This is a genomic window from Buttiauxella izardii (assembly GCF_003601925.1).
Classification (GTDB): domain Bacteria; phylum Pseudomonadota; class Gammaproteobacteria; order Enterobacterales; family Enterobacteriaceae; genus Buttiauxella; species Buttiauxella izardii.
The window spans coordinates 21,931-28,235 of record NZ_QZWH01000035.1 but is presented as its reverse complement, the minus strand read 5'-3'; the positions used below and the strand labels follow the sequence as shown (position 1 = coordinate 28,235).

Annotated in this window: 4 protein-coding genes; 1 reads left to right on the top strand and 3 read right to left on the bottom strand. The window is 52.6% G+C overall.

Annotated features, from left to right (window positions below):
• The 3 genes from tssI to ygjJ form a co-directional block, all read right to left on the bottom strand.
• The coding region (gene tssI, locus D6029_RS15570; protein ID WP_120065598.1) for a type VI secretion system tip protein TssI/VgrG at positions 1–1,334 on the bottom strand (1,334 nt) is incomplete at its 3' end.
• A 318-nt stretch (positions 1,335–1,652) separates the two neighbouring features.
• Positions 1,653–4,025: an alpha-glucosidase gene (ygjK, locus tag D6029_RS15565; RefSeq protein WP_120065597.1), complete on the bottom strand. Its 2,373-nt coding sequence runs from the start codon at positions 4,023–4,025 to the stop codon at positions 1,653–1,655.
• Between the two features lie 9 nt (positions 4,026–4,034).
• On the bottom strand, positions 4,035–5,075 hold the full coding sequence (gene ygjJ, locus D6029_RS15560) for a protein YgjJ (RefSeq protein ID WP_418230269.1): 1,041 nt from the start codon (positions 5,073–5,075) through the stop codon (positions 4,035–4,037).
• Positions 5,076–5,309: 234 nt separating this feature from the next.
• Between ygjJ and ebgR the strand changes: the two genes are divergently transcribed.
• Complete coding sequence (ebgR, locus tag D6029_RS15555; protein ID WP_120065595.1) at positions 5,310–6,293, top strand: transcriptional regulator EbgR; 984 nt, start codon at positions 5,310–5,312, stop codon at positions 6,291–6,293.
• Positions 6,294–6,305 lie beyond the last annotated feature (12 nt).

The window sequence follows — 6,305 nt, the reverse complement described above, 5'->3', positions numbered from 1 at the left end:
ATCGGCTGGTCGGGGTCGCCATTAAGGAAATCGACAATCACCTCCTGGCCGACGCGCGGGATGGCGATATTGCCGAATCCGGTTCCTGCCCACGCCTGCGACACGCGCACCCAGCAGGAGCTTTCTTCGTTGGCTTTGTTATAGCGGTCCCAGGCAAATTTCACCGTCACGCGCCCGTGTTCATCGCAGTAGATTTCTTCCCCGGCAGGGCCAGTGACAATGGCGATTTGCGGGCCATCAATGAGTGGTTTGGGTAATGGCTGTGGGCGCCAGGTCTGAATAGCAGGGATCACGCGGAACTCGCAGTTCAGCGTGGTGCCCTGGCCGGAACTGCCGATTAACGCCTGCGGCTGGCTGCCGGTCAGCATACAGGACACCACCTGCCACACGTCGTTCAGGTCTTCACGCGGATGGTCGGTCAGTGCGAAGCGGCGTCCGGGCTGGAGCTGCGGTGAGTTGCTGGTACCGCTGGCAAAATCGACGTTATTACGCCAGCCTTCCACCTGATATTTCGCAAAATCTGCACCGTGCTGCTCGTCCTTGAAACGCCCCGGATAGTCAAAGATTTCATATTCCGGGCGCTGGTACGCCAGTTTCCTGCCGTACTCATTGTACTGCGCGGGCCAGCCAGGGGCAGTGAAGGTGTAATCCTGGGTGGTGACCTGCGCCGGGAGGATTTGTGCGCTACGGCGGAAGGTATTGATGCAGTAGGTGGAGGATTCTGAAGCAGCGTTCGGATTATAGGGCAGTGAGCCCAGACTCCGCAGGACCGAACTGTCATCGGCAAACGTCAGCTTCTGGGCGTTCTCTTTAAGATATTCCTCCTCAAAGAAGAATAGTCCCTCTTCTGCCGCCAGTCGGGAGATAAATTCATAGTCCGTTTCCATAAACTGCACGCAGAACTCGCGCTCAGGATGCGGACGGCGGAACAGCGTGTCGTGGGTGCGGATATCCATCTCTTTAAGCAGCTTCGCAAAAATGTACGCAATGTCGTAGTTCTGAAAGCTGCGGCAGTTCTGGCGTTGCGAACTGCGCCAGAATTCGGGGTGAACCGCCATGGTGTACAGCGTCTGGTGTTTGCCGGTGTCGCCCTGTTCGCAGAACGTCACGATACCGCGTACCCGGCGCTGGAGGGTTTCCCCCTGCCAGATGGTGAGCGTGGCCATTTCGTCGAGTACCTGTTTAAAGCCAATCGCCGGGTCATTGCAGGCGACAGTGATATCCAGGCGGAACAAAGAAGAAAGGGACTGCTTGAGGGTAAAGCCCACAACAGCGAAGGTTTCAGCCGGGGTACGGCCAGCGGTGAAGATAAAGCGGGTGCCATCTGAGGCCATGATGGAAGTCCTTTCCTGTCCGTGGAGTTATTGATCAGAACGTATGGTTGAAGCACAACCATAACGCAGATAAATATAATAAAATCAATATTATAGATGGCGTGAAAGATAAGCAGGGAACGAGGGAGTGACCGTGACGGATGTCACATAAAAAGAAATGGGGAAACGGACAAAATGACCATCTGCTTTTATAAATGTGAATGGTTTTACCAGTGAATAGTTAAAAAAAGCCGAGGTAATATTTCTCTATATAGAAGATAAAATGCCTACCAGCGTCTTCACTGGCAGGCATTACCCCATTCTGGGGCCGTTTTACGTTTACTGCTTCTGCGTAAAGAAATCGTTGTACAACATATAAAGATGTGCCGCACTCCACGAGAAATTCGGTGCGCCTTGTTGCTCGCCATTCAGCGGATTGTAATTCTCACGAATCGGGCCATCGCTCGTCAGGCCATTGGCGTGAGCAAAGAACCGGTTCGCCATCTCCACGGCATCAGCCCGATAACCGTAGCGCTCCATTCCTTTCAGACCGAAGTAGAACTGATCCACCCACACGCGCCCACGCCAGTAAATATCCGCACCGAACGCCGGATTAGTCAGCGCCGCCGTCCCCAACGGCACGTAAGTATTAAACTCTTTTGGATCTTTCATCACTTTCACCACGGCATCGGCTTGAGCCTGAGTCGCTGCGCCGTTAAACAGCGGCGACCAGCCTTCAGGCCCTTTGCCGCGCGCAACAATAGGTTTGCCCGCGCAGCCATTCGCCAGCGGTTTGTCTTCAATGCGAATGTCGTAATAGAAGCCGGTGGCGTTATCGAACATACAAGTGTTGATGTAATCGGCGAGCTTTTTAGCATGAGCGCTAAAGCGCTGTGCATCTTCCGGCTTGCCGAGGATTTTTGCCATTTCAGCCAGATAACTGCTGTCGCTAAACATATAACTGGCCTGGTCGACCGACTCTTGCAGCAGCGAATAGCCGAGCAGAGTGCCGTCTGGGGCATGGTTTTCCGCAAATAGCACCTGCCAGTCTTCACGTTTGCCGCCTTTATCCAGATAACGTTGCAACTGATCCGGGTCGATAAAACCGAACACGGCGGCGTCATCGCGCCCGGACTCCCACGACGCGGCGACCTGCGCCGGAATATCTATGCTGTCGTATTTCCCGCTCTTCAACACGCGGTTGTAATTATCCAGCCCGACCATTTTCTGCTCTTTATTCCCACGCTTAACGGTAAAGATCATCTCGCCTTTGGCGGTGTTATGGGCTTTATCACGGGTTGCGCCGTATTCAGGAATGCCATTGCCATTGTGGTCGCGGTTGCGTAACCACCAGTCGTGATAGGCCTCTAAATGGGGATACATTTCTTCCAGCCAGCCCTTGTCGCCGGTGGTTTTGTACACTTCCATCACTGACCAGGCCGCAAGGCTTGGCTTGGTGTTGCGCTCATTCCAGTTACCACCGTCGCCGCCGCGTTCCGGGCTGGTGTTATAGGCAATCAAATCCGGCACAAAACCGGCGTCCCACGGGCGAAGCGGGTCATCTTTAGGGATCTGCCAGGCGAACACCGCGCGAATATTATCTTTGGCAACGTCAGGGTTGAAATGCGCCATCGCATACGCTTGCTTCCAGGTATCCCACGGCCAGGTCTGGTTGCCGGAGAACCAGCGCCCGGTCACTGACGGCGTCACCGAATCAAATTTCATCGCACCCGCCACACCACGCCAGTTGCCGTTAAGCGTTTCGATAGCCTTTACCGCCACGCGGGTTTGCGCCGCTGTCGCATCTGGGTTGTTCAAACCCGTTTTCAGATAACCTTCCCAGCGTTGTTGCGAGGCGGTCAAATATGGCTGCGGGTTTTTAAGGATATCGGCGATTTTGCTTTGTTCTTTCTCGACTTCTGCCGCCGTTAACAGATGAGAATAGGTGGTGTAAACCGTGGTCGAACCCTGAATATTGGCTTTTGCCACAAACTTATGGCCGTCGATTTGCGTGCGCATCGGTAGGGTTTTGTGGATTTGGTATTGCGAATCGCCAGAGGTCATCAGGTTTGAAGCCGCACGCACTTTGCCGAAAGTCACGTTCAGACCGTCCGGCGTGGCATGGAGCGCACGGTTATATTCCGGGAATGCCTGGCTGATGGTTTCGTCAGACTGTGGTTTTTGTTCCTGAAGGTGATATTTCTCGAGCAGTTCGCCATCCCACACCAGCTCCAGCGGCGCATCGGTGGTGATTTCTGTCGCCAGTAATGACGTTCGGGAAGTGACAAAACGCAGCGTCATTTTTACCGTCACGCCCGGTGCGGTCAGCGTCTGAATCAATGCGCCAGGAATGCTGTACGCCTGCATAGTGAACGCCACTTTCTGGCCATTTTTGTACACGCTCAGGCGGTCAAAATTGTTCGCCATAAAGTTGATGTATTCTTCGGTCAGCAGCGCCGGGCCGGGGAATCCGCCCATTCCTTCGCTGCTGGCAGGCAATAAATGGCCGTGCCAGGCCCCGTCATCAAACAGCGGATTAAAACGCTGATGTTCGTCAAAATCATAATCGAGCATCGCCTGTGGCGCGCCAGTACGGTCGATCACGTTCTGGAACTGGTTGGCTTGCAACGTGTGGGTATCTTGTTGTGTGGTTTTACACCCGGCAAGAACCAGCAGGGCGGCAATCGGGGCCAGACGGAATAATGTGTTCATGTCGTATCCTTACCAGTAAAAATATTGCATCACGAAGACCGAATTACTGGCCTCGGTGGTGTCGTTATCAAGATAAAAACGGCTGTCCAGTGCGGTGGCGAGCTTCCCGCCAAAATACTCGTACCAGATACCAAACTGGGCGTAAGAAGTGGTTTGATCTTCCTCGTTATCCAGTTCATGTTTTGCGTAACTGTATGCGGTAGAAAGATAAAAACCTTTGGCGGGCTCAATCATGCCGCTGACCATCATCCCGCTTTCGCTCCCTGGGTTTACACCATCGCCTTTGCCGGTGTGGTGCCAGGCACGTCCGGCCAGATGTTTGCTTTGCAGGCCCAGCAGATACATCTGCCCGGTACCATCGGTGACTTCCAGTCCATTGAGCAGCGTTAAATCTTCCATAATGTCGTACTGAAGATAGCCGTTGATCATCGCCTGATAAGTGTATTTATCTGAATATCGGTCATATTTCCCGAAGTGCAGCCACGCCTTGCTTTCATCGACACGGCTTTCCGGTGCGGCTGTGACACTGTAACGTAATTTGCCCGTCAGGTTTTGCAACTTGGCGGCGTAGGTTAAATCGCGAGTGTTAGGGATCACGTAACCGTATTCCGGCGTGAAGTCACCCCACCATTGCAAATCATCCAGTGATGAATCATTACGCCCGCTGAGAATAAACTCGGTGCCTTTATCGGTACGGTAGCCGCCATAAAAGCGATTAATGCCGCCTTCAAAACCGCCCCAACTGTGGTCAGGAACCCAGGCGTTGCCGTCGTGATCGGCTTGCACCGTCCAGCCTTCGCCATACAGCAATCCAAACCAATTCCCGTGTTTAACTTCGAGGCCGCCTTCAATATAGGTGCCGTCGCTGTATTTGTGCTTATCATTACCCTCGAGAAAAACGCTGCCTCCTAAGCCCATTTCGCCGTAAAAACGGAAGGCGGTTTTAGCGCTGTCAGCCGTAAGAGCAGGCGGCTGCGGGGTTTGCCGTTCAGCAGGAACAACGGCTTCTGCGGCCAGTAGACTTCCTATAGGTGCGAGCAGTAAGACCAGCGGTATCCTTGATAAAATCCTCACCATGAAATCCATTCCTTGTTGTTTTTGCCGTTACGAGTGAGCGGAATGGATGTCATATTAGTTAATAATTTACTAAAAAATACACTTAGATCGATAAAGCGATAACTGAGTCACAACTTCAAATTGCGATGAACAGGTTAAACGCAGGGGTATACAGAGGCTCGTGATGCCATTAATCTATTGTTTTCATCTCATGATTATTAGGATGTTATGGCTACTTTGAAGGAAATCGCGCAAGCGGCTCAGGTGTCTGTCGCCACGGTTTCACGCGTGCTTAATGACGATCCCACACTGAGCGTGAAAAGCCAGACTCGTCAGAAAATCCTCGAAGCCGCAGAACGGCTGGAATATAAAGTCCCGAGCGCGAAGCGCCAGGCGAGTCAGCGACTGACGTTTGCCGCGCTGTATACCCACGGACAAGAGTTAGAAATTAACGATCCTTACTACCTGGCGATGCGCTATGGCATTGAAACACAAAGCGAAAAGCTGGGTATCACGCTGGTTTCTTGTTATGACTTTAAAGGCGATCGTGCGCTGGTTCCTGCCGATGGTTTACTGATTATTGGTAAACCTCAACCGGCAACTCAGGCACTGCTTGAGCAGCAGGAACTCCCGCTGGTCTATCTTGATGGCGTCACCAGCGACCCGCGCTTTGATTGCGTCAGTGTCGATTTAGCCAAAATCAGCCAGAAAGTGATCGACTACTTTATCTCCCGTGGCTATCAGCGCATCGGTTTTATTGGCGGGCGCGATGACCTTGAGTTTGCCGATCAACGCGAACTGGCATTCATAGAATATGGTCGCCGCAAGAAAGTCGTGAAGGCAGAAGATGTTTATTACGGTGATTTTAGTAGCCAGGCCGGTTATCAGTGCGCCTTAAAAATGCTAACATCATCAACGGATTACCCACCAGCTCTGTTTGTGGCAACGGATTCCATTGCCATTGGCGTCCTGCGCGCCTTGCATGAACACGGCGTGAAAGTGCCCGAGCAAATGGCGCTCATCAGCGTGAATGACATTCCGACCGCGCGCTTTGTTTACCCGGCACTTTCAACCGTGCGCATTCATTCTGAAACCATCGGTGCGCAGGCGGTAAACCTGCTGATGGAGCGGATTCGCGACGATCGTACCATCCCGCTTTCCGTTTTTGTTCCAAGCTCTCTTCAACTGCGCGACACAACAAAACCCCAATAAATCATTCAATAA

Bases quoted from the DNA above. Each gene is read 5' to 3' on its own strand.
- ebgR (WP_120065595.1), top strand. From the start codon at position 5,310: ATGGCTACTTTGAAGGAAATCGCGCAAGCGGCTCAGGTGTCTGTCGCC.
- ygjK (WP_120065597.1), bottom strand. From the start codon at position 4,025: ATGAACACATTATTCCGTCTGGCCCCGATTGCCGCCCTGCTGGTTCTT.